Origin of the sequence: Halobacillus sp. HZG1, assembly GCF_035818575.1 — a bacterium.
GTDB lineage: Bacteria > Bacillota > Bacilli > Bacillales > Halobacillaceae > Halobacillus > Halobacillus litoralis.
Map to the genome: position 1 here is coordinate 1 of NZ_JAYLVQ010000069.1, position 22935 is coordinate 22935.

The 22935-nt window shown below is 45.5% G+C and carries 22 protein-coding genes; 18 read left to right on the plus strand and 4 right to left on the minus strand.

The annotated features are described in order from the left end of the window. The first annotated feature begins 716 nt into the window (after nt 1-716). Nucleotides 717-1097: a sporulation protein gene (locus VKA52_RS12915; RefSeq protein WP_326315944.1), complete on the plus strand. Its 381-nt coding sequence runs from the start codon at nt 717-719 to the stop codon at nt 1095-1097. Nucleotides 1098-1124: 27 nt separating this feature from the next. Continuing rightward, the gene (locus VKA52_RS12920) at nt 1125-1910 is read left to right on the plus strand and encodes a TerC family protein (RefSeq protein WP_326315945.1); all 786 of its coding nucleotides are present in this window, start codon (nt 1125-1127) and stop codon (nt 1908-1910) included. 74 nt (nt 1911-1984) lie between these two features. On the opposite strand, the gene VKA52_RS12925 is transcribed toward VKA52_RS12920, so the two are convergent. Beyond that, complete coding sequence (locus tag VKA52_RS12925) at nt 1985-2461, minus strand: DUF456 domain-containing protein (RefSeq protein ID WP_326315946.1); 477 nt, start codon at nt 2459-2461, stop codon at nt 1985-1987. Nucleotides 2462-2640: 179 nt separating this feature from the next. Further along, a complete protein-coding gene (locus tag VKA52_RS12930; RefSeq protein ID WP_326315947.1) occupies nt 2641-3645 on the minus strand; it encodes an aldo/keto reductase in 1005 nt (334 codons plus the stop codon). A gap of 109 nt (nt 3646-3754) precedes the next feature. On the opposite strand from VKA52_RS12930, the gene VKA52_RS12935 reads away from it, so the two are divergent. Then, nucleotides 3755-6109: a penicillin acylase family protein gene (locus tag VKA52_RS12935; RefSeq protein ID WP_326315948.1), complete on the plus strand. Its 2355-nt coding sequence runs from the start codon at nt 3755-3757 to the stop codon at nt 6107-6109. Nucleotides 6110-6113: 4 nt separating this feature from the next. Here the strand turns inward: VKA52_RS12935 and VKA52_RS12940 are convergent, their stop codons facing one another. Further along, the gene (locus tag VKA52_RS12940) at nt 6114-6593 is read right to left on the minus strand and encodes an SRPBCC family protein (RefSeq protein WP_326315949.1); all 480 of its coding nucleotides are present in this window, start codon (nt 6591-6593) and stop codon (nt 6114-6116) included. A gap of 266 nt (nt 6594-6859) precedes the next feature. Here VKA52_RS12940 and VKA52_RS12945 point away from each other — a divergent pair, with 266 nt between their 5' ends. The 12 genes from VKA52_RS12945 (at nt 6860) to VKA52_RS13000 (ending at nt 16827) form a co-directional block, all read left to right on the plus strand. Continuing rightward, entirely contained in the window at nt 6860-7084 is a 225-nt protein-coding gene (locus VKA52_RS12945) for a hypothetical protein (RefSeq protein WP_160912703.1), read from the plus strand. A 190-nt stretch (nt 7085-7274) separates the two neighbouring features. Further along, nucleotides 7275-8105 (plus strand): ABC transporter ATP-binding protein, encoded by an 831-nt coding sequence (locus tag VKA52_RS12950; RefSeq protein ID WP_160912705.1) that lies wholly within the window; start codon nt 7275-7277, stop codon nt 8103-8105. Nucleotides 8106-8441: 336 nt separating this feature from the next. Continuing rightward, complete coding sequence (locus VKA52_RS12955) at nt 8442-9098, plus strand: response regulator transcription factor (protein ID WP_326315950.1); 657 nt, start codon at nt 8442-8444, stop codon at nt 9096-9098. A 170-nt stretch (nt 9099-9268) separates the two neighbouring features. Then, on the plus strand, nt 9269-10330 hold the full coding sequence (locus VKA52_RS12960; RefSeq protein WP_326315951.1) for a hypothetical protein: 1062 nt from the start codon (nt 9269-9271) through the stop codon (nt 10328-10330). Next, entirely contained in the window at nt 10314-10880 is a 567-nt protein-coding gene (gene sipW / locus VKA52_RS12965) for a signal peptidase I SipW (protein WP_326315952.1), read from the plus strand. The genes VKA52_RS12960 and sipW overlap by 17 nt, the downstream gene beginning before the upstream one ends. Before the next feature lie 57 nt (nt 10881-10937). Next, nucleotides 10938-11534: a CalY family protein gene (locus tag VKA52_RS12970; protein ID WP_160912713.1), complete on the plus strand. Its 597-nt coding sequence runs from the start codon at nt 10938-10940 to the stop codon at nt 11532-11534. 51 nt (nt 11535-11585) lie between these two features. Next, nucleotides 11586-13250, plus strand: a complete 1665-nt coding sequence (locus VKA52_RS12975; RefSeq protein ID WP_326315953.1) for a M4 family metallopeptidase — start codon at nt 11586-11588, stop codon at nt 13248-13250. Nucleotides 13251-13459: 209 nt separating this feature from the next. Then, nucleotides 13460-14014: a hypothetical protein gene (locus tag VKA52_RS12980; RefSeq protein ID WP_326315954.1), complete on the plus strand. Its 555-nt coding sequence runs from the start codon at nt 13460-13462 to the stop codon at nt 14012-14014. A 25-nt stretch (nt 14015-14039) separates the two neighbouring features. Continuing rightward, nucleotides 14040-15071: a DUF2332 domain-containing protein gene (locus VKA52_RS12985; RefSeq protein WP_326315955.1), complete on the plus strand. Its 1032-nt coding sequence runs from the start codon at nt 14040-14042 to the stop codon at nt 15069-15071. Between the two features lie 129 nt (nt 15072-15200). Further along, complete coding sequence (locus tag VKA52_RS12990) at nt 15201-15617, plus strand: hypothetical protein (protein ID WP_326315956.1); 417 nt, start codon at nt 15201-15203, stop codon at nt 15615-15617. 4 nt (nt 15618-15621) lie between these two features. Continuing rightward, nucleotides 15622-16101: a hypothetical protein gene (locus VKA52_RS12995; RefSeq protein WP_326315957.1), complete on the plus strand. Its 480-nt coding sequence runs from the start codon at nt 15622-15624 to the stop codon at nt 16099-16101. Between the two features lie 87 nt (nt 16102-16188). Beyond that, nucleotides 16189-16827, plus strand: a complete 639-nt coding sequence (locus VKA52_RS13000) for a GNAT family N-acetyltransferase (RefSeq protein WP_326315958.1) — start codon at nt 16189-16191, stop codon at nt 16825-16827. A gap of 77 nt (nt 16828-16904) precedes the next feature. Here VKA52_RS13000 and VKA52_RS13005 read toward each other — a convergent pair whose 3' ends face one another. Next, entirely contained in the window at nt 16905-18272 is a 1368-nt protein-coding gene (locus VKA52_RS13005; protein WP_326315959.1) for a DUF2254 domain-containing protein, read from the minus strand. A gap of 332 nt (nt 18273-18604) precedes the next feature. On the opposite strand from VKA52_RS13005, the gene VKA52_RS13010 reads away from it, so the two are divergent. From VKA52_RS13010 to VKA52_RS13020, 3 genes are all read left to right on the plus strand, one after another. Then, nucleotides 18605-18919, plus strand: a complete 315-nt coding sequence (locus VKA52_RS13010) for a heterocycloanthracin/sonorensin family bacteriocin (RefSeq protein ID WP_202412409.1) — start codon at nt 18605-18607, stop codon at nt 18917-18919. 150 nt (nt 18920-19069) lie between these two features. Beyond that, nucleotides 19070-20977, plus strand: coding sequence for a bacteriocin maturation protein (locus tag VKA52_RS13015; protein ID WP_326315960.1), 1908 nt, complete (start codon nt 19070-19072; stop codon nt 20975-20977). Beyond that, complete coding sequence (locus VKA52_RS13020; RefSeq protein WP_326315961.1) at nt 20974-22920, plus strand: TOMM precursor leader peptide-binding protein; 1947 nt, start codon at nt 20974-20976, stop codon at nt 22918-22920. Before VKA52_RS13015 ends, VKA52_RS13020 begins: the two co-directional genes overlap by 4 nt. The last annotated feature ends 15 nt before the right edge of the window (nt 22921-22935 follow it).

The following is a 22935-nucleotide window of genomic DNA, read 5'->3' on the forward strand; positions in this document are numbered from 1 at the left end:
CGATAAGTCAACATCGAATCACTTCGTTCTTCGTGTTTCCTTTATCTCCGCCAGCTCAGTCCAGTCCATACGCCGCTGAGCGAGGCGCTTCCACACTTAAGATAGGAGTCTCGCCATTCCCCTCCGCCCCTTTGCTATATAACTATCCCGAAACCACTTTCCAATCTTCAGCTTTTCAGTTTGATGGGAGTATAAGCATGAAACTCTCATGCCGGGGTGATTGAACCCTAAAAGCTTGATACAGAGCGTTTTATGCTTACAACAATCGGGATAGAGGAAGACCTTCCAACTTGGCAAAGGGGTTCGTTATCCCCTTTATCGAATGGGGTAGCTTCCCAGCCACCCCTGACTCCAAATATGGCAAACGAAGCCCCCAAACATCTCGAAACTGAGTCTTCAAGAAAACTGCCATATACTTTAATATTAAAAAGCTGCTAAAAAGCAGAAAAAAGAATTGACATTTTTCTGAAAACTTATTATGATTTAGTTACAGTCAGCGAGTGAAAACTGTGCTCATAAGAGCTTATATGACTCCAAAGGGGAGTAGCTTACAGTTATGTCGTCATTACGTGGCCTATCCGGCCTCCGGCATACCTGGCAACGTAACGTTGTTCGCGAGACCTTTGCCATAATGGTAAAGGGATTAAATGAAAACTCTCAAAAACCTTTACCATTTGTTGGTAAAGGTTTTTTTATATTCATAGGAGGGATTTTCATTGTTAACCAAATGGATGAATGGATTAAGAATCGGCAAGCCGAAGGTGGATCTTGTTCTTGATCCTAAAGGAGAAGATCCTTATGTATTGTCCGGAGTCTTCCAACTATCCGGGAGTTGGAGAAAACAAAACATCAAGCGTCTGGAATGCGATTTGGTCGTCATAGAGCGAGGGAAGAAGCCCTTATTGGTCCAACCGGTCACCACTGTCCTCATGACACGGACAATGGAAGCAGGTGGATATGATGAATATCCTTTCCGTTATGAATTACCTCGAACCCTTCCTCCATTATCTGAGGGAAGGTCTTATAAACTGCAGACGCGCCTAGTCTATGAGAACAATGCTAAAAGTTTTGATCATGATGAGCTCATCGTAAACTAAAAAACTTAAAAATAGGGAGAAAAGAAAATGGACTTCGCTTTAGTTTTGGAATACAGCTGGGTGTTGTTGATTTTAATTGGTCTTGAGGGGATTCTTGCTGCGGATAATGCGCTCGTGATCGCGACGATGGTCAAACACCTTCCTGAGGAGAAGAGAAAGAAAGCCTTGTTTTACGGTTTGGCAGGGGCCTTTTTGTTCCGCTTCGCTTCTTTGTTCCTCATTTCCTATCTCGTCAACATTTGGCAGGTTCAGGCAATCGGGGCGATTTACCTGATCGGTATTGCTGCTTACCATTTGTTAAAAAAGCATGTGCTGAAGCCAAAAGTGAAAGCGAAGAAATCGCCAGTTAAAAAGGGCTCAGGTTTCTGGGCTACGGTCATAAAAGTGGAGCTTGCGGATATTGCTTTTGCTGTCGATTCTATTTTAGCTGCGGTTGCTCTAGCCGTAACCTTACCCCTCACCAGTCTCCCGCAAGTGGGCGGTTTGGATGGCGGCCACTTTGCTGTCATCCTCGCAGGAGGTATCATCGGGCTCGTCATCATGAGGTTTGCGGCCAGCTATTTTGTCGTCTTGCTGGATCGCCGCCCTGGTCTTGAAACAGCCGCTTACCTGATCGTCGGCTGGGTAGGTGTAAAGCTTGCCGTCTATACGATGGCCCACCCGGAGATCGCAATTTTATCCGAGGGTTTTGCAAAAAGCGCTCCATGGAAAATCACGTTCTGGTCAGTTCTATTGTTGATCGCTGTCGGCGGATGGTTTTTATCCAAAGAAAAAAAACTTGAGAAGAAGTCTCCTGTTACTGAAAGTCTTTGATTAGGTAGATAGGGAAATGAACGAAATACAAAAAAATCTCAGAGCCTTCAACTCTGAGATTTTTTCTATTCTGTTTAAATGTCAAAGAAAAACCAGATGATGAGAATCGCCTGGATGATGATTTTAGCCACTGTCCCGCTGAGAAAACCGAACAGAGAGCCGATGGCTGCTTTGAACGCCTCTTCTGATGATCGTTTCTGGACAAGTTCCACAACGATGACCAGCACAAAAGGAATGACGATGATGCCGAACGGCGGAATAACGAACGATCCGATGATGACACCGATCGCCGCAGAACGCTCGCCCCATTTGCTTCCTCCGTACTTTTTCACGAAGTAGCTGTTAGCGATGATATCAGAGACGATGAGCAGTATGGTCAAGACGACGGCTCCGATCCAGAAGAAGACCGATAGTCCGCTGCCGTTGATGAAGAACGCATAAGCCAGGAATCCGATCCACAGCACGAGCGGTGCCGGTATGATTGGAAAAATGACGCTTGCAAAACTTGCGATGAAACAGGCGATGATGATCACCCAAATAAGTATATCCATAAACGCGTACCTCCTGAGTTTCTGATTCTTTCTTTTATACGATTGACGAGAATAAAAGTTTCTAAACTTTTATTGGTTTCTAGTGCTTGGCTTGCTCAACCTTTTTCATGTTCTTTAACTGGGTTCGAATTTCCTCCTACGTAAAAAAGGACCCTCATACGTGAGGGTCCGTCCATCAGTTATTTTAATCCTAATTCCTGACGATCAGGGGGAGCCATAAACTCCGGTCCCACTGGATCATTGACGTGTTTCAGCAGAATTTCATCAATGTCGTGACGTGTTTCTTCATCGATGGTGAAGCTGTCGACACCATCAATCGGATTGAGCTGATCCGGACGGCGCCCTCCCATGAGAGCGATGCCGGATCCCGGCTGGTCAAGCACCCAGCGGATGGCGAGCTGAAGCACGCTCTTGCCGAAACGGTTTTCGGCGAGCTGTTCGAGTTCGCTCACGGCATTCAAGTACTGCTTGAATCGCGGTTGTTGGAATTTGGGATCATTGTTTCTTAAGTCGTCGCCTTCAAACTCACGGTTTGAGGACATTTTTCCTGACAACAGGCCTCGGCATAACGATCCGTAAGAGATGGTCGTGATATTATGGTCCTGAACGTAAGGCAGCGTCTTCGACTCGATGTCCCGTTCGAACATGTTGTACGGAGGCTGCAACGTGTGCAGCGGCGCTGCTTCGCGGAAAGTGTCCATTTGTTCTGGTGAAAAGTTGCTGACACCGATGGCGCGGATCTTTCCTTGTTTGTACAGGTAGGAAAGAGCTTCAGCCGTCTCGTGGATCGGTGTCATCGGATCCGGCCAGTGGACCTGGTAAATATCAATGTAATCAGTTTTTAAGCGTTTCAACGAATCTTCGACTTCTTTATGGATGCGCTCTTTGCTGGCATTACGGAAAACGGAGTCTTCGTTCCAATCGATGCCCGCTTTCGTAGCAAGCAGAAGGTCTTCACGCCGTCCATATTGTTCTACAGCTTTTCCGATGATTTCTTCTGAGCGTCCGAACCCATAAGCAGGTGCGGTATCGATCAAGTTGATGCCCTGATCAAGCGCGGAGTGGATGGTTTTTACGGATTGTTCTTCATCCGTGCCTCCCCACATCCAGCCGCCGATCGCCCATGTGCCAAGGCCGATGCGGCTCGCTTCCATGGATGTATCACTAATTTTGATTTTTTCCATTATTACACCTCCAAAGTCAAGCACACTCGTTCCATACCCGTTTCGGAAATTCTTTAATCTATTTTCTCGAAAATGAGATATAATGAAGGAAAGTTCAGGAGGTGGGGGAATGGAGACAGCTAGACAGATCGATCCACAGAAAAAGAAAAGACCACGCTGGAAAAAGGCGACCTGGCTGACGCTCGGAATCGTCATAATTTTACTGGTTAGTGCTGTTGTTATTGTAAACGCTTACACTTTGAGGAGCCTGCCGGAGACGGACGGGGAGGCATCTCTTTCTGGACTGGAAGCGTCCGTGACCGTGACGAGAGATGATCAGGGGGTGCCTCATATTCAGGCCGAAAACGAACTCGACGTCTTTCGTGCCCAGGGCTATGTACAGGCGCAGGACCGCCTCTTTCAAATGGAGCTTGCACGCAGGCAGGCCTCCGGCCGGTTGAGTGAAGTGGTCGGGGAGGCCACGGTGGATCAGGACCGTTATTTCCGGACCCTCGGTCTTAGACGGGCGGCAGAAAAGTCTCTGGCTGTTTATTCAGACGAAGCGACCGAACGTCTGGAGGCGTTTGCGGAGGGAGTCAATGCCTTCATGGAAAACGAACCGCTGCCCCCGGAGTTTGCGATGATGAACATCGATCCCGAACCGTGGACACCGCTTGATTCATTAACGATAGGAAAATACATGGCGTTCGACCTTGGCGGCCACTGGGAGCGCCAGGCGTTCAACTACTACTTGCTGCAGAATTTTTCTGAAGAGGAGGCGTACGAACTTTTCCCGGCATACCCTGAAGATGCCCCGACGGTCCTTGCCGAAGCAGACGCTGTGGATATCGAGAAAAGTTTTGCCAATGTCATCATTCCGAACGAATTTAACGGGAGTAACAACTGGGTTGTGAGTGGAGAGCGTACGGCCTCTGGATCACCGATTCTCGCTGATGATCCGCATTTAGGGATGGCGACACCGTCCATCTGGTATCAAATGCACTTGGAAGCGCCAGGTTACAACGTTTCAGGGGTTATTTTCGCAGGTATTCCCGGCATCATTCTTGGACATAACGACAACATCGCCTGGGGTGTGACGAACGTTGGACCTGATGTGCAGCAACTGTACTTAGAAAAAAGGAATCCTGAGAATCCGCACGAATTTTTATACGAAGATGAATGGGAAGAAGCGGAAGTGTTCACAGAAACGATCGATGTGAAAGACGGCGATGATGTGGAACTTGAGGTTGTAGAGACCCGCCATGGACCGGTGATCAGTGATTATGCAGGGGAGTCTGGGAAAGATACGCTGCTCTCGTTACGATGGACTGCCCTTGATGCGACGACAGAACTGGAAGCGGTGCTTGAGATGAACCGTGCCGATGATTGGGCGTCTTTCGAGAAAGGGTTGGAGAAGTTCCTGGCCCCGGCGCAGAATTTCGTTTTTGCAAGTAAAGACGGAACCATTGCCTACAAGGCGAATGGCCAGGTGCCGATCTACAATGAGCCGGAGGATGCGCTGCTTCCGATGCGCGGCTGGGAGTCTGAGGATGAGTGGCAGGGGTTCGTCCCTTTTAATGAACTGCCGAGGGTGGTAAACCCGGAAGAAGGATTCATTGCAACGGCGAACAATAAAATTACGACGGAGGAATATCCTTACCATATCAGCCACAATTGGGCACAGCCTTATCGGTACGCACGCATCAATGAGATGCTCAAGGGAGAAAACGAACTGACGCCGGAGCAATTCCAAGCGATGCAGATGGATGTGAAAAACCTTCAGGCAGAAGAATTCTTACCCCTTCTTTTGGAGCAGGTTGAGGCTGTAACGGCCCTTGAAAAAGAAACGATGGCTCTGATGGAAGAGTGGAACAGGGAGGATGATCGTACACTTGCCCAGCCGTTGATTTTCCACCGTTGGATGGCGAACATCGAGGATCAACTTTACAATGTGGATCTGTCAGGAGACATGCAACAATTTTTCAAAGGGTCCGGACAGACAACGGATGAATTGTTGCGGATGGGCGATGAGTCCCGATGGATGCAAAAAGCAGGAGGGATGGGATCAGTGATCTCTGAAGCTTTTCAAGCGACGCTGAATGAGGTGAAGGAAGAGTATGGAGAAGATCCTTCAGAATGGGAATGGGGAGAAGCGCATGCGGTTGAATTCACCCATCCTCTTTCAAGTATCGGATTTCTGGATAGGTTCCTGAATCCGGGCGATCCTCATCCGGTCAGTGGCAGTCGAGTAACGGTCCGTGCCGCTGGTTTCAACAGTGAAGGCCTCGTCAATCACGGAGCATCGTGGCGCTTTGTCATCGACATGGAAGATCCGACCGAAGCATACCATGTCGTCGGCCCTGGGCAATCCGGTCATTTCAGAAGCGACTGGTATCACGATCAACTGGAAGATTGGGTGGAAGGGGAGTATCACCTGACCTCTACGGATGAAGTGGAGGGGGAAGTCCTGACTCTTCAACCGTGATTATTTAAGGCTCAGAGTTCAACTCTGAGTCTTTTTCATTTTCTGCCATCTTTTTTAGTTCATGGGCACGAAATTTGATCAAGCTTTTCATATAGTTCTCCAGAAAAAGACGGTCGGCCATACGACCAAGGAGGCCGAGTGGTGATTGATAGGCGAATGTATCCACCATCATCGTGCCTCCTGATTCTTCAAAGAACTCATGGGTGTGGGTGAAGGAATGAAAGGCTCCTTTGACCATCACATCGACGAAGCGGTGCGGCCGATCCATTTCTATAATCCGGGCCGTCAGTCGTTGACGGATGCCGAAGTGTGTCGCTTCCCAAGTCACTTCGTCTCCTTCTTCCATCCAGCCTTCCGTCACACCAGCCACCGCCTTTTCGTTTGTCTTGCTCGTGGTTTGTGTATGGACATCTACATTTCTCGCGAGATCAAAACATAGATGAGCGGGTGCTTTTATAAATATACGATGATTAATCACAGGCACCATTCACCACTCCTTCCCCTTAACTTGCCTATCATTATACCGTACTTCCGATCTTCTCGATAAACGGTTGTGGAAGACACTGTTTCGAGACAAAGGGGTGGGTCTAGGTGCTCCGGGAAAGCGAGTCATCCCCGTAGTCCCATTCGCTTCATAGAAATTTCGAAACCAGTCCTTCAACATTCCTGCCTTATTCTTAAACAGTTTAAAAGCTAAATGGAATATGAGAGAGGCAATCGTGCCACCCTAGAGAAAAGGAGTGTGCGCTCATGAGGGAAGAACAAATGAAAGATGTTTTTGAAACATACGGATATGGAGAGGTCTACAGCCGTTTTCAAACCCCCTTGTATGTAACAGGGCTTTTGGATGATGTGGAAGAAGAGGTTCTTGAGGATTTCTTTGATAACATCGAATTGACAAAGGAAGTCTTCTTTGATGAATTCCGGTTTTGGTTTCAATATTTTTCAACAGCTCAACGCGGTCCACAGTATTAAAGAAGGATGACCGTCGCTTGCCCCCGATCGTAGTCAACTTTCCTAGAGGCCATCTTTGGTGTAAAGGTGGCTTCTTTTTTATTCTGCCTTGACGAAAAATAAAATTGCGTATACGATTAATTGAGAATGATTATTACTATCTGCATTGAATGGATATCATTTTTGCAAATATAAGGTGAGGTGCTCAACAATGGTGAGAATGTCCATGCAGGACTTAGGGATAGCCTATGGTGAAGTGAAAATTGTCGAAGATTTGAACCTGCATATTCCTGAAGGAGAAATCACGACGATCATCGGGCCGAACGGCTGTGGGAAATCAACGATCTTGAAAACGATGTCGCGCCTGCTTGAACCGAAGTCTGGTACCGTCTATTTAGATGGCAAAGCGATACATAAAGAATCGACGAAGGAAATCGCTAAGAAAATGGCCGTTCTTCCCCAGACCCCTCAGGCACCCAGCGGTTTGACGGTTTATGAGCTTGTTTCTTATGGACGTTTTCCCCATCAGCGCGGATTCGGTAAATTGACGAAGGAAGACCGTGACATCATCGAGTGGGCTCTTGAGGTAACCGGTGTTCAGCAATTTTCTGAACGTGAAATCGATGCTTTGTCCGGCGGTCAGCGTCAAAAAGTGTGGATCGCGATGGCCTTAGCGCAGGGGACGGATTTGCTGCTGTTGGATGAACCGACCACTTATCTTGATCTTGCTCATCAGCTTGAAGTCCTCACCCTTTTGGAAAAGTTGAACAAAGAAGAAGGCCGAACGATTGTCATGGTGCTTCACGACTTAAACCATGCAGCTCGCTTCGCCGACCATTTAGTCGCTTTGAATGGCGGGAAGATTGTCAAGGAAGGGACGGCACATGAAGTGATGACTTCGGCAGTCCTTAGGCGGGTCTTCAATATCGATGCTGCCATTGTAACGGACCCTCGCACCCATCGCCCGGCATTGATCACGTATGATTTGATTGGGCAGGAGAAAGAAACCGAACCTCAACAACCTGTTAGTATCTATGGATGAAGCCTGGAGGATTTCCCCTCCAGGTTTTTTGTTGGTGAATGTAGGTTTCTATATTTTTCTTTATCCTTCATTAAGAACGGCTTCTGTTGAAATGGTAGCATGTGGAAATAATTGTGTGTTACTATATGAACTATACATATAGGATAGGGGTCCCTGAAAGTACGATAGGGAAGGCAAAAAGAGAACATACCTTCTAGTGCCAGGTGTTAATGTTTACAAAAGTTTTTTTGTAGTATTGTTCGTTATGTCGAATGTTGTCGTTGAGCGAACACCTGGGTGTTTCTAAACATCGTCTTACTAAATCTTTGTTTGGTTAAACGGGAGGTAGAGAAGGTAATGATTCGAGTCATGGTGGTTGATGATCATGTTGTTTTAAGGGATGGAATCACACACGTTATCGGTTTAGAGAAAGGGATGGAGGTCGTTAGTGAAGCGAGCAGCGGGGAGGAACTTCGAAGGAACTTAATGACTTGCATGGCTGATGTCATCATTTTAGATATCCATTTACAAGATGTAAGCGGGATTGAACTGACGCAGTTCGTGAAAAAAGAATATCCTAAGTGCAAGGTTTTGATCCTTACTTTCACTGACCAGGATCATTATCTGCAAGCCGCTATGGATGCCGGGGCGGACGGGTATTTACTTAAGGAAATGTCTATTGAAGAGCTGATCTATGGGATTAAAAGCGTAGAGAAAGGAAATTGTGTCATTCCTCCTTCTATGACAAAAGCGTTGCTTCATAATCAAAATAAGAAAGAGGATATCCGAAGTAAAACACTTACACAGCGCGAATTCGAGGTTTTAAGAGAGTTGGCGAAAGGGCTCAGTAATAAAGAAATCGCCCATATGCTTTTTATCAGTGATAAGACAGTCAAGATTCATATAAGTAACATCTATAAAAAATTGAAGGTGAAAAGCCGTTCACAGGCTTTGCTTTATGCGGTTCAACAGCAGTGGTTCAATCCATCAGATGTCCATTCATACGCTGAGTAGTCCCCGGTATGGGGGCTTTTTTTTTTGGCTTTTTTTAATTTTAAACGAATCTAATACTTTTGGTGTATACCTAAAACTCAATCAAATAGTCTAACAGATTAGTACGCTTAGCCAATTTAAAGAATATTCAAAATAATGGATGATAGGAGTATGTCAAAACAAGGGAGGTCATGATGAAACGTCGCAAGTTTTTGACTCAAGTAATCCTAAGCGTCTGTATCCTGTGTGTAGTCATATTTCTTTCATCGCAGCTGGTCTCTCAAACTAAAGCATCTTTTATGGATCATGAGCAGCGGTCCATGAAGATCACGACTGCGCCTATATTTCCAGGCACTGCTGAAGACTACACAGCAAAAGTTGAAAAGGCCTTTCACTCTGTAAGTCAAACATACGCCAAGCTGATTGACCTCTCTGGAAATGAAGAATCATTAAAGGACATCGAGAAAGCTTTAGAAGAGGCGGCTGAAAAAAGAATCGTTTTTAAAGAGCAGACGGAGAGTTATCACACCGTACATAATGAAGCGATGAAGTTCTTCCATAAGTATGATTTCAGCAAGTATCCATTCTTGTTTCACCAAGTTGACAAGGTTAAAGAAGTAAATAAAAAGTTCGAAAGATTATCATCTCATAAGATCGAGGAGACCATTGAACATCTAAAAGTCAAGAAAGAAAATAGGCTGAAAAAAGATAAGGAGTCTCCTTCCCAAGAGGGCGAAGAGGAAAAGATCCAAGAGGAGGCTGATCAATCTGAGGAAGAAGCAGAGAAAAAGGCAGATGATGTAAAGGTAAAAATGGATGAAGCAGAAGAAGCATCGGATGAAGCCGAGGAAACAGCAACAGAAGAAGCGGAAGAAGCAGCGGATGAAACAAAGGATATAGCAACAGAAGAAGCAGAGAATTCGTCAGAGGGGACAGATGAAGCGGAACAAACGAAGGGATCTGAGAAGCAGCAGAATGAAGAAAATGCAGATTCGGTGAAATCGACCAGTAAGAAAAGCGAAAAAAATGCTTCCCCTTCTGAAGATAAAACGAAGCAAAAAAAGGAGCAACCAGCAGAAAAGAGTGAAGAGGAAGAAAGAACGCAACAAACCAATGCTGCATCGGAGGATTCCGATGAACGTCCAGTTGATGAAGAAACTGAAAAGCAGTCGGATGGCAAGGGTGTATCAATGACTGATAAGGAATCAGATCATGAATCTCAAGGGGGGAAAGACGATGAAGAAGATCTTTAACATTATAAGAAAGACGGTTTCTGTCATCGTTGTCGGATTCATTCTTTGCTTGGCGGTTTTGGTGTTATCCGTCAAAGCCAGCGGAGGAGAACCCACGGTTTTCAATCATCAATTCAAATCCGTTTTATCCGGATCGATGGAGCCTACCTTTAAAACCGGTTCTATCATCACTATCGAGCTGACAGATGACGGAAAAGGATATGGTAAAGGGGATGTCATCACGTTCATCGATAAAAATGAGAATCTGGTGACCCACCGCATTATCGAGGTAGAGGAAACAAAAAAGGATACGATTTACACAACAAAAGGAGATAACAATGATGGATCAGATGTGGATCCTGTCCTGTCACAAAATGTGGTCGGGGAATACACAGGATTTACGGTCCCCTACATTGGTTTTCTTATAAATTATGCAAGTTCCAAAACGGGTGCTGCGCTCCTGTTATTTATTCCAGGGGCTGTTTTATTCTTCTATTCGATTTTCTATTTTCGGAAAGCCGTGGAGGACTTTAAGAAGGAGCACAGCGCTCCAGCATCTGATCAATCGTGAGACACTTCTTATGTTTATCTTACATAGGAGTCCAAATATAAAAAGGAGGAGTTCAAAATGGGTTTATTCAAAAAAGTGAGTGTAGGAGTCGTGACAGCATCCTTAGGCTTGTCGCTAATGGGGGGCGGGACATATGCCTACTTCAGCGATACCGAAACATCGAATAATACGTTCGGTATGGGGACGCTTGATATGTCCCTGGATCCAGAAGTCATCGTTGATATTGACAACTTAAAGCCTGGGGATACGGTTCTGAGAGAATTCAAACTGGGGAATGAAGGGACGCTGGATATTAAGTCTATCAATCTATTGACGAACTACAGTGTCACAGATGCACAGGGAGATAATGATGGCATGGATTTAGGAGAGCATATCCGCGTCAACTTCATGTGGAACTGGGATAAGGAAAGCGAACCAGTCTTTCAGACGACGCTGGCTGAATTGCAGTCCGAAGATCCGGATGTCGTAGCAAAAGATATCTTTGATCCTCTATGGAAGAAGCGTGGAGGTTTGGATGTGGGAGACGAGGATACGCTGTGGGTTCAATTTGAGTTCGTCGATAATGATGAAGACCAAAACGCCTTTCAGGGTGACAGTCTGAACTTAGAGTGGACGTTCAATGCGGAACAAACTGAAGGCGAAGATTACGAGTAAAACCAGCCTTACCTTCAGAGTTCATATAAACGATATTAGGAGGGAGATTTTATGAAGAAGACATTATTTACGTCTTCCATAGCGCTGACGGTCGCATTAAGCGGCCTTGGGGTGAGCGCTTCAAGTGTACATGCAGATGAGGACAAAGTGAAGATGAATGAAAAGTACGACACCCCGTCCTATATTATTGAAAAATGGGAAATGCCTAAATTCCCATCCATTACGAAGCAAAAGGTGTCGGAAGAGGAGATTGCGTTGTCTTACTTGAACTACCAGAAGGACAAGTTCAAGTTGAAGGGAAACATCAATGACTATTTTGAAGTGGTGGAAACACAGAAGGATGAGAAAGAAGGAACCACTCATGTCCGTCTTGTTGAACAGTTCGAAGGTGTCCCTATTTACGGGTCCTCCCAAACGGTGACGTTAAACGAGGAAAATCAGGTGAAAGCTTTCTTTGGACAAGTCGTTCCTGAACTGGAAAAGAAAGACTTGAATACAGACGCCTCCATTAAAGGGGAAGAAGCGATTGCTGTGGCGACAAAATCCATTGAGTCTGAAATCGGGAAAGTGGAGGACTTTGATGCTCCGCCTTCCAGTGAATTGTTCCTTTATGAGCATGAAGGAGAGTTTCACTTAACGTACCTTGTGAAAGCATCCACCTCAAAGCCGGCCCCTGGTTATTGGCATTACTTTGTTGATGCTGTCGATGGAGATGTGATTAAGGGCTATAACGCCATTGATCATGTGACAGGTTTCGGTGAAGGAGTCCTCGGAAACAAGGAAATCTTTGAAGTTACCAAAGAAGAAGGGCAGTATTACCTGTTTGATGGTACCCGCGGAGATGGGATTCACACGTTTGATGCCCTTAACATGGATCCGCTTTGGTTCAATATTTTCTCCCAACTATTAGGCTACCATGGGGAAGAAGTGGTGAACGGTCATAAATTCTTCTCAGATCCTGCAGCCGTCGATGCCCACGTTCATGCAGGTGAAGTCTATGACTATTTCAAGGAGACCTTTGATCGTAACTCCTTTGACGATGCGGGGGCACGAATGATTTCTTCTGTCCATGTCGGTGAAAATTGGAACAATGCCGCATGGAATGGCGTACAGATGATGTATGGAGATGGAGACGGAGAAACCTTCCTTCCACTCTCAGGCGCCCTTGATGTCATCGGTCATGAATTGACTCACGCGGTGACAGATCGAAGTGCCGATCTTATTTATGAAGATGAACCAGGAGCCTTGAATGAGTCTATGTCTGATATTTTAGGCGCTATGGTGGATCGGGATGATTGGCTGATGGGTGAAGATATTTATACTCCAGGAAAAGAAGGGGATGGACTCCGCTCCTTGAAAGATCCTTCCTCAATTCCGCACCCATTCTATCCGGATCGTGGATACCCGGATCATTATAGTGAATTGTACACGGGGGATTTAGATAATGGCGGAGTGCACATCAATTCCAGTATCAACAACAAAGCTGCTTACTTACTGTCTGAGGGTGGCACTCATTATGAAGTCAACGTAGAGGGAGTCGGCAGGGAAGCGACAGAACAAATCTATTACCGCGCCCTGACTAAATATTTAACAGAGTCTTCCGACTTCAGCATGATGAGAGAAGCCGCGATCCAATCAGCGGTGGATCTATATGGAGAATCTTCTCAAGAAGCAGCATCTGTCGCGAGTGCCTACGATGCGGTAGGTGTCCAATAAATAAGAACAGCAACATTTTTATGAAGGCTTCTTCGCTGAAAGGGCCATCAAAGAAAGCCATGAAGACTGTACAAAACCTGGAGGGTTCCCTCCAGGTTTTTTCTTTAGGAGATCGGGGATATCTTTGCAGGAGTCTAGTGGTATGTTATGTTTTGATGGAGATTGTTTCCAGAAGGGATATAAGCCAATAAAAACGCTTGAAGCAGGTGATGATGTTGAAAAGCAGAGGAGTTCTCTCCATCCTTATAACGGTGCTCCTGATCACGGTTGTAGTGGTGATGGTAGGAAAATCAAAGGCCTATGAGGAACCAGAAGAAGCCCTTCACGCTGTTGAAGAGGGGCTCACGCTCATTCCGGTTAAACAAATCAATGAAGCAGCTTTATACTTTTTCATCAAGGATGACCAGCATATAGGGGCCGCTAAAGTTAAAAAAAGTATCTTTGGCTGGAAGGCAGGACTGGTGTCCGTCAACCCCTGGGAAAGGGAGAGAACAGGGGAGAAGTTGAATCGTATGTTCGTTCATGGTGAAGACCTTCTTTATGGTGTGGTCCGCAGAGGAGACGAGCGAACGGTGAAGGTGGGAAATGAAAGAGCTGCGATGCTGGATGTAACAGCCGTGCTTCCTGAAAATAAGTCGATAGAGCACCAATGGAAGGGTTTGTCCATCTGGTACATTGAAAAAAACTTGCAATCACATAATGAAATTGAACTTATACATAATGGAGATCGAGAAGTGATTGATTCAATGGTCCTGAAAAGATAAGAGAAATAGATGAAGGAGGAAACGGATGAAAATAAAAAGATTGGCTGAAAGATTCATTGATTTTGCAAGGGAAGAATGTGAAGGTTCCAGTGACATTTACAAACAGTTGTCGCTGCAAATCGCTGATGACGCGTATGTCTTGCACCTTTGTCTTAAAGCAAAAGAAGGGCAGCCTGTACCTAACCTGCTCTTCGCTGCTGTCCACGATTTGCTGTTAAGAGGGACTGACCATGAGCTTAGAAGCTTCTACCCGAGTGTAACGGACAAACCTGAAGAAGAGCGCAATCCTTTCCCCCTCTTTAAAGCGTTTTGTATGGATAATGAAGACGCGATCATTCATCGTCTGCAGACGAAACGTGTCCAGACAAACGAGGTCCGCCGGTGTGCGTATCTTTATCCTGTATTCTGTTCCATTCATCAACAAACAGAAAAGCCTCTATCGCTTATTGAAATTGGTACAAGTGCCGGACTGCAATTACTTTGGGATCAGTACAGCTATTCTTATGGAGTCGATGGATCCTATGGAAACCCGGATTCCTTTGTTCATCTCACATCAAAGGTAAGAAAAGGAGAGCTTCCTTTAGATGCTCTTGAACAGACCCCCCAGGTGAAAGAACGAATAGGGATCGACTTACATGTCAGTGATTTAACAAAAGAGGAAGATGTTCATTGGCTGAAGGCGCTCATATGGCCGGAGCATGAGGAGAGGAGAAAGAATTTTGAAACAGCCGTTCAACAACTGAGACTCCACCCTCCCGTTTTAAAAGAAGGGGATGGTGTAACCATGCTTCCTGAAATTGCTGATGGAATTCCAGAGGATACGACTCTATGTATCTTCCATACCCATGTCGCCAACCAGATGCCGGCAAGTGTAAAAGATGAGCTTCTTCATCAAGTTGACCGGATTGGACAGAAAAGAGAGGTCTACCATATCTACAACAATATGAATGATCGAAAGCTTCATGTGGATTCCCTGGTAAAGGGCCAGTTTACAACAGAGACGATCGGCGCAACGGATGGCCATTGCCGGTGGTTTGACTGGCAGTGGGGAAGGTGAATTGGTGTTTTCGCTAAAACGGCATCTATGATCCTCTAATTACTTTTTAGGTTTATCTTTGTTTTTCCATCTTATTCCCTTTTATACAACTATTCCCCACAGAAACAGTTGTTTCAATCCAATCTGTTGATGCTGTCTTTGTTCATGCTTTTTGTCATGCTCAATGAGAATAGTGGTGCGCTCACTGTTGTGATCGGCATCTGTTGTGTTGTCCTTTTGGGCAGTGCTGCGAATACGTTGTACTCGATCGTAACAGGTAAAGTGATTGGTACTAAGACCCATCAGCGTGTGATGGCTTTTGATACCGACTATATAGGCTGGAAACGTTGGAAAAGAAGAAAAATAATAGAGTTCATCATCCTTATTATTCTTTGCATTGGTATTTCAGTCGTTTTGTTTACGGTCGACTTTGGTTCTGCAAGGTTGAATTTCCCTATGGATGCTTTTCCTATGCTTGGCGGGTGGATCGGTATGAATATAGGGAAAATGAGTAGATTTAGAATTTATCATAACAAGAGAAATTTATCATTAACAAGGGGACAGTGATGAAATGACGATGGATACACTTCTTCTGTTCTATAAGATACAAACAGAAACGGTTTCAGCGAAAGATTACATATCATGGGCAGAGACTGAATTGATCAAGGGCAGGGAGTCTCCATCTCTATTCATCATAACTTCTCTATCAGAAGTAGATAATATTTTTGAAGTGGAAGCTTATTTTAAGAGAGCCTGCAAGGAGTTGGAAATCGACCATCATCCTTCTTTTGAGAGTTGTGCAAGAGCTTATTTACATGGATTGGCTGAAAGGATTTTAAACAGTCAACGTGCTTCCGAGGGGTTCACCTTGGCCCGTCATGTGTTTACTATTGTGGTCGATCTCGATGATCCTGATGATTTGATGGCCTGGCATTTCATCAGTGATCAGATTGATCAGCTCTTTTATGACCTATCCAATAATGACTTAAGTGGGGAAGGTATAGTAAGGCGCATCAAAGAAGAGTGTTCCATTATCGTTAACCAAACCTGACTACATTCGGAGTGAGCCTATTCATATAAGGAAAGGAAGACTGATCTAAGTTGGATATAATAAATAGGGAGGTAAAGGAGGATTTGTATGAACATTACGATCAGAAACGAAAAACCACAAGATTGCAGAAGAGTGGAAGAATTAGCGCGAGAAGCCTTTTGGAATTTATATTTCCCTGGATGTCATGAACACTTCGTCATCCACAAAATGAGGGACCACGCAGACTTTATTAAGGACCTCTCCTTTGTGATCGAGGTTGATGGTGAGATCGTCGGTGGGATTTTCTATACCCATTCAAAAGTAGTGGCCGAAGATCAGACAGAATATCAAACGATCAGTTTTGGTCCGGTTTTCATCTCTCCTGACTATCATAGACAAGGGCTCGGAAGAAAGTTGATCACGCATTCCATTCAAGCAGCTAAAGAAAAGGGATACCGTGCGATCCTGACTCTGGGTTTTCCCTATCATTATGAACCATATGGCTTCCTGGGTGGGAAAAAATACAACATCTCCATGCCTGATGGGAAGTTCTATAAAGGCCTGCTTGTCCTGCCGTTATACGAAGGGGCGCTTGAGGATCTATCCGGTTATGTCGTTTTTTCTAATGCCCTGGAGGTTGATGAAGAGGAAGTCGATAAGTTTGATCAATTGTTTCCTCCAAAGAAAAAGAAGGTCCAGGAGAGCCAGCGTGAATTTGAAAAAGCTGCATCTATGCTTGATGAATAAGTGACTGTAGAGGATTATGTAAGCTGACTGCCCACTTCCCTGATGGGATATAGTGGGAGTCAGGCATGGTCATCAAATTAGGAGAACACTCGTTTCAAAAGCATTTCTTCTAAAGGAGGATAAGCCTCCGCATGATTGGTATGAGCAGCAACTGCTTTTAAATTTCTTAAAATGTAATAACAATCTTCTTGGTAGAGCGTGTACTGTTGGTACCCTTTGATCGTATGCTTGGCAAACTGCCAAATGTCTTTGTGGACGTTTTCATCCATCGATTCCGCTAAGAGACTGAGCATTTCCATAATCGTTATGATGACGGTGGAATTTTGACCTGCATATTCTCGAATGTACCCATAACTCTTATAGAGAAAGTAATCAAAACCATCATATTTCAGCTTCAATCTTACATGATTTTCGTCATCCACCAGAATCGGCGAGAAACTTGTAGCATTGCCTATCTCTTTTAACAAGTCTGTAATCTGGTAAAGTGTATTGTTAACAGTTAGTGGATCATTATTTCCTAATCCCTTCGCCGCAACTTCCACGAGTTTCTCCAACCCGAACTCCAAATCTTGAATTTCGGTTTTTTTCGTGTCGACACGGACGAGCTTTCTGTATTTTTCTTCATCGAACGTTTTTTTACCTTGCCAGTAATCAAAGAGTGGAGTCCCTTCCAGTATGAATTGTCCAATAGATACTCTTAATTGGATGACGATATCATCTTTTTTCGCTTCCTCAATTAATTTTTGGAAATTAGCGGACTGTAAATGACCTGATTTACTAGCGTAGATGGTTTTTGTTTCTTTCCTGGAAGAAATTTCGTCTCTATATTCCTCTCCATCCGTTCTGTAAGGACCGATGTCCTCCAATAAAGAACTCCTAATCGTATTTCTTGTTGTCTTTTTCATGTTTGACGTGATGTTATGAACTTGCAGCCATGTGGAGGTATGGTTGACGAAATAGATAAAGGTGATTGCAGCCATAAAAGTAACCATGACAGAAAGAACGGGAATAACAAAATAGGCTTCGTTGGAGCTATTGCTCAGGAAAAGGATATTTAATAAGACATAAATAAAGCTTCCGTTGAAAATCCCAAGAACATGTTGGGTTGGAGGTTCACTGATGAAATTCAAGACCATCCGTGAAGAAAATTGTCCGCTAAGAGTAGTTAAGGCTACCAGCAAGGAGTTGATTGTAAATGCACTCAGTGTAAGAACGCCGCCTATTAGTGTTGTAATTAACAACCTGGCCGTAGGACCATTGAATACCATAACATCCGGCAAATGCTTAGGTATGTCTAAATATGTATCAAGGAATGCACTGATTAAGGATAGTAAAAGAGCCACCCCTATGTAACGAAGAGGCATCAACCATAACGTTTGGTTTAGTTCATTTCGTCTTTCCCTTTTGGTCATAAAAAAATAACGCTGAATATCCGGTTTTTTCATTTTTTCACTCCTGTCCTTGTAGTAGAATGACGTTCCCTTAATCATCCATCTTACAGTTCTTCCACAATCCTCTATCTTTTAACCTTTTTTTGATGGAAGCCATTTATAAAGAGTAGCGTTTTGGATCATAGATAAGGATATGTCGTAGTGATGTCAGAAGCCCATTTCCGAATTATATAAAGGAGAGACACCTTTAGTAGTCTCTTTCCTATTTTCCTCCTTATCTTCCGTTCAGAGTAGTAACAATCCTTAGGCTTTCCTCATACGTTGTTGTGAACGCAGTGCTTTGTGCAGTCAGAGCACAGAGGCTGGACCAATGGAGGGGAAACAAGTTGAATGAATTTCAAAATCAAATTCAGAACTTAGATGTCGGTGAATTTCATGCTCAACAACTAGTCCCGAGTCAGCAGGGAGAAGTTTATTCAAATGATGCTCGGTTATGTGTAGGGCTTGGCTTGGGCGGGTTTGGAATCGGTGGCTGTTTCGGCTGTTTCAGCTGCTTCGGATGTGGGGGATGCGGAGGCTGCGCGCGTTGCGGAGGTTGTGGTGGTTGTGCCCGCTGTGCAGGCTGCGGAGGCTGTGCTCGTTGCGCCGGCTGTGCTCGTTGTGGAGGCTGTGGCCGCTGCGGACGTTGCGGGGGCCGTTGATCCATCGATCAAGACATACAATATGAACCAAAAAAATTCCCCCTGTTGGATATTCCGACAGGGGGTCTTGTATGTTGTCCACGCATAACCCTGGTGTTGGATTACATAAAATCGGTTAGGAAGTCACCTTAGAGGGCAAGGAGGAATGTTATGACAAAGGTCAAACCTTCCATGTGTCTGAAAGTTAAAAAGGGTACGTTTTTTATGCCGGAGACCGACCGGGTTTATTTCAGAAACAATGCGGGTTCTTTCCGAATGGAAGGTCCGATGATTCAACAATGGATTGAAAAGCTGATTCCTATGCTGGATGGAAGCCATTCATTGGAGAGCCTGACGGATGGCTTGCAGGATCCTTATCGCAAGCGGCTGTATGAAATTACGGACACCCTTTATCAGAATGGGTTCCTTTCAGATGTCAGTCAGCAACGGCCTCACCAGTTGGACCCTCAAGTAGTGGAAGCATTCGCTTCACAAATCGAATATTTAGAAAGTTTCGTGGAATCCCCTGCCTGGCGTTTCCAACAGTTTCGGACGAAAAAAGTGTTGGCGATTGGCGAGGGGACCATGTTGACCGGACTTGTATCGGCTATGTTTCAATCTGGGTTGTCGAATGTTTCTGTGTTCCTGACAGATGTGAAGAAGACAAACATCCACAGGCTGTCGGAATTAGAAACAGCAGCCAGAAAAATAGACGATGACGCATCGGTGGAGATTTATTTTGAAAAGGAGTCCTTTTCCTGGTCCGAGATCATCGATCCTTATGATGCGGTCCTATATGTTTGCCGGGAAGAGAAGATGGAAGAACTTCAGAGCATCATGAACGGCTGCCTGGAAAAGAAAAAAGACTTCTTTCCGGGCGTCCTGATGGGGACTTATGGAATCGCAGGACCTTACATCGATGAGGCTGCAAATAATGGTTGGGAATCGGCCTGGCGCAGCCTGCCTGAGCCTATGAAAAGCGGATCGCCATCCTTCCTGGCCTCAGGCCCCGCTCAAGCGTTGTTCGCAACGGTTATGACATTTGAATTGTTCAAAAAAATGACAGGAGTACTGGAGTCTCACCGGAGCGATCACGTCTATTTGATGAACTTGGAAACCCTGGAGGGAGGGTGGCATCCTTTTAAACGCCATCCCCTCACTGAAAAGAAATTCTCAATGGAAAGGATAGACCCTGGCGGAGAAATTCCGCACGGGAAAAAAGACGAGAAGGAATGGCTCTATTACTTTGGTGAGTTAACGGCGAGCCCTCTCGGCATCTTTCATGAATGGGAAGAAGGTGATCTGGAACAGCTGCCCCTTTCCCAATGTAGCGTACAAGTGGTCCATGTGAAGTCCCAGGATTTGAACCCAACGATCATTGCCGGAGGAAGAACCCATGAAGAGGCACGGCGGGAAGCGGGCTTTATGGGTGTGGAGGCATATGTGAAGCCGCTGAAACGTGACATCTTAAAAAGTCCTGATTCTTATGAGGTGTCTGATGACGCCTTCTTCATCGGGGCCGGTGAAAATCTAAGCGAAGGCTGCTTAAGAGCTCTGCAAAAAGCGGTCGAAAACCAATGGACGGTACAGAAACATTACAAAGCAAGAAAAATCACGTTAAACAAGATTGAGGATGAATCTTGCCGTTATTATTGGCAGGTTCTCAAGACGATGGATACGAATCCTGAGCTTGCTCTTTCAAAGGATTGTTTCGGTTTTCCTGTGGTGTGGGTAAAAACACGGCACAGCAAGTGGAGGGGAGCGGTGGCGCTGCATGAGACACTGGCTGTCCGCAAGGCGTTATTTCTTCTCCTCTTGGAGCAGCAAAATAAACACCTTCCTTCCGGCTATTCATTCCTTTCTTGTTCCGATCTTTCTTTTGAAAAAGAGTCTGTGGACTCTTTGGACCTTCCTTCTCTGGAAGCGACAGATGACAAAGAGGTCCTTCGTCATGCTATTACCCAGTTGGAAAAACGACAGCACAAACCTTCCTTTGCCAAGATCCACATGGAACCTTTCCATGGTGACGGGGTGATCGACCTTTGCGGGGTGTGGGTGGAAAGGGAGGAATATCGATGAGTACTTTCATAACTGCTGTAGGTGAGGGCGTTCTGCTTGATCATGTGGTCAAGGAACTGAAGGCGCATTATGAAGTCACCTGTATACGTAGTTTGGAAATGCCGGTTCCAGAAAACACGGATCTGCTTCTCGTGTTGGAGGACGGCTGGAATCCAGCCTCCTCAATCATGGGAGAAAAGATTGCCCGGGAATATGGGATCGGTTGGCTGAGAGGTTTTGTGGCTTTTGGTGAAGGCGTCATCGGGCCGTTCGTCACCCCGGATAGCGCAGGATGTTCGCAGTGTGCGGATGTGAGAAGAATCATGACAGGAAGCGATCGCGAGGATCTTTGGAACATTCAACACACACTGCTGGAAGGGGCACAGGCAAGACAGGATGAGTGGGTATCCCGGAACGGAATCCAGCAGATGGCGTGTGTCATCTGTCACGAGGTCAACCTTTGGAGCGAAGGGAAACGTGTCCGGACAGATCAGGCGGTCCATCTTGTCAATATGAGGACACTGGAAAACTCCCGGCATCTTTTTTTGCCAGATTCCCAGTGTCCGATGTGCAGCAGTCTGGTAGACGATTCCCCTCTCCTTGCTGAGATGACTCTGAAGCCGAGTATGAAAATCAGTGAAGACAGCTTCCGCTCAAGGTCGATGGAAGAGTTGAGCACATTCCTGACGAAAGATTATCTCGATCCTCGTACAGGGCTTCTCAATCATAAAATGATTGATTTTGAAACTCCATTTGCGGATGTGATCGTGAATCTTCCACTCATGAACGGTAATGAAGGGTCGGCAGGGCGGACGAATTCCTACGCTGTCAGTGAAAAAACCGCTATCCTGGAAGGGTTGGAACGATTCTGCGGCATGGATCCAAAAGGCAAAAGGACGAAGGTGTATGACTGTTACAGCAACCTCGAGTCAGCTCTTCATCCTCTGGATGTCGGCGTTCATTCTGCTGAACAGTATGCGGAGAAAGGTTTTCCTTTCACCCCTTATCATCCCGATAAGAAAATGAACTGGGTGTGGGGGTACTCGTTATTGAAAAATACTCCGATCTTAGTGCCGGAAAGGCTTGCCTACTACAGCATGGGCTGTGGAGGCGGGTACATTTTTGAAACCTCCAACGGGTGTGCCATTGGGGGGAGCAGAGAAGAAGCAATTTTCCACGGGATGCTGGAAGTCCTGGAACGGGATTCTTTTCTTATGTCCTGGTATGCAGAACTTCCTCTTCCTCGTATAGACCCCCGCTCTTCCGGTGATCAAGAGCTGCATATGATGATCGATCGGATGAAAGAAATCGCAGGATACGACCTTTATTTATACAATGCCACGATGGAACATGGCATCCCTTGTATCCTGACTATCATCAAGAAAAGTATAGTGGATACCGGAGATTTGAATATGATCTGTGCAGCCGGGGCTCACCTGGATCCTGTCAAAGCTGTGAAAAGTGCGGTGTTTGAAAGTGTCGGCATGATTGAACCATTAAACAAAGAGTTCAAAAAGAACAAAGAGAACTATGTGAAGATGCTGCACGATTCTTCCCTCGTGAAAAAAATGGATGATCATGGGATGGTGTACGGACTTCCGGAGGCGGAGGAACGCCTTGGCTTTTTGTTGAATCAGGACCGTCCTCTGCAAAGTTTCGAAGAAGCTTTTCAAATGAAGCCAACCCATCCCGATCTCACAGAGGATGTCAAAGGTCTATTGGAAGTTTTTCGGGAATTGAATAGGGATGTCATCGCTGTAGACCAGACATCCAGCGAATTGGCAAGGAATGGACTGCACTGCGTCAAAGTGTTGATCCCGGGGATGCTGCCTATGACTTTCGGACATCACCTCAGACGTCTTGAAGGGCTGAACAGAGTCCTGGAAGTTCCTAAGAAGCTCGGGTACACCAATCGTCACCTTACCCCCGGTGAACTCAACCCTTATCCGCATCCATTCCCTTGATGGCTGAAGGAGGCG

Coding starts and splice junctions, on each gene's coding strand:
- VKA52_RS12920 (WP_326315945.1), top strand. CDS start 1,125: ATGGACTTCGCTTTAGTTTTGGAATACAGCTGGGTGTTGTTGATTTTA.
- VKA52_RS12925 (WP_326315946.1), bottom strand. CDS start 2,461: ATGGATATACTTATTTGGGTGATCATCATCGCCTGTTTCATCGCAAGT.
- VKA52_RS12930 (WP_326315947.1), bottom strand. CDS start 3,645: ATGGAAAAAATCAAAATTAGTGATACATCCATGGAAGCGAGCCGCATC.
- VKA52_RS12935 (WP_326315948.1), top strand. CDS start 3,755: ATGGAGACAGCTAGACAGATCGATCCACAGAAAAAGAAAAGACCACGC.
- VKA52_RS12945 (WP_160912703.1), top strand. CDS start 6,860: ATGAGGGAAGAACAAATGAAAGATGTTTTTGAAACATACGGATATGGA.
- VKA52_RS12950 (WP_160912705.1), top strand. CDS start 7,275: ATGGTGAGAATGTCCATGCAGGACTTAGGGATAGCCTATGGTGAAGTG.
- VKA52_RS12955 (WP_326315950.1), top strand. CDS start 8,442: ATGATTCGAGTCATGGTGGTTGATGATCATGTTGTTTTAAGGGATGGA.
- VKA52_RS12960 (WP_326315951.1), top strand. CDS start 9,269: ATGATGAAACGTCGCAAGTTTTTGACTCAAGTAATCCTAAGCGTCTGT.
- sipW (WP_326315952.1), top strand. CDS start 10,314: ATGAAGAAGATCTTTAACATTATAAGAAAGACGGTTTCTGTCATCGTT.
- VKA52_RS12970 (WP_160912713.1), top strand. CDS start 10,938: ATGGGTTTATTCAAAAAAGTGAGTGTAGGAGTCGTGACAGCATCCTTA.
- VKA52_RS12975 (WP_326315953.1), top strand. CDS start 11,586: ATGAAGAAGACATTATTTACGTCTTCCATAGCGCTGACGGTCGCATTA.
- VKA52_RS12980 (WP_326315954.1), top strand. CDS start 13,460: ATGATGTTGAAAAGCAGAGGAGTTCTCTCCATCCTTATAACGGTGCTC.
- VKA52_RS12985 (WP_326315955.1), top strand. CDS start 14,040: ATGAAAATAAAAAGATTGGCTGAAAGATTCATTGATTTTGCAAGGGAA.
- VKA52_RS12990 (WP_326315956.1), top strand. CDS start 15,201: ATGCTGTCTTTGTTCATGCTTTTTGTCATGCTCAATGAGAATAGTGGT.
- VKA52_RS12995 (WP_326315957.1), top strand. CDS start 15,622: ATGACGATGGATACACTTCTTCTGTTCTATAAGATACAAACAGAAACG.
- VKA52_RS13000 (WP_326315958.1), top strand. CDS start 16,189: ATGAACATTACGATCAGAAACGAAAAACCACAAGATTGCAGAAGAGTG.
- VKA52_RS13005 (WP_326315959.1), bottom strand. CDS start 18,272: ATGAAAAAACCGGATATTCAGCGTTATTTTTTTATGACCAAAAGGGAA.
- VKA52_RS13015 (WP_326315960.1), top strand. CDS start 19,070: ATGACAAAGGTCAAACCTTCCATGTGTCTGAAAGTTAAAAAGGGTACG.
- VKA52_RS13020 (WP_326315961.1), top strand. CDS start 20,974: ATGAGTACTTTCATAACTGCTGTAGGTGAGGGCGTTCTGCTTGATCAT.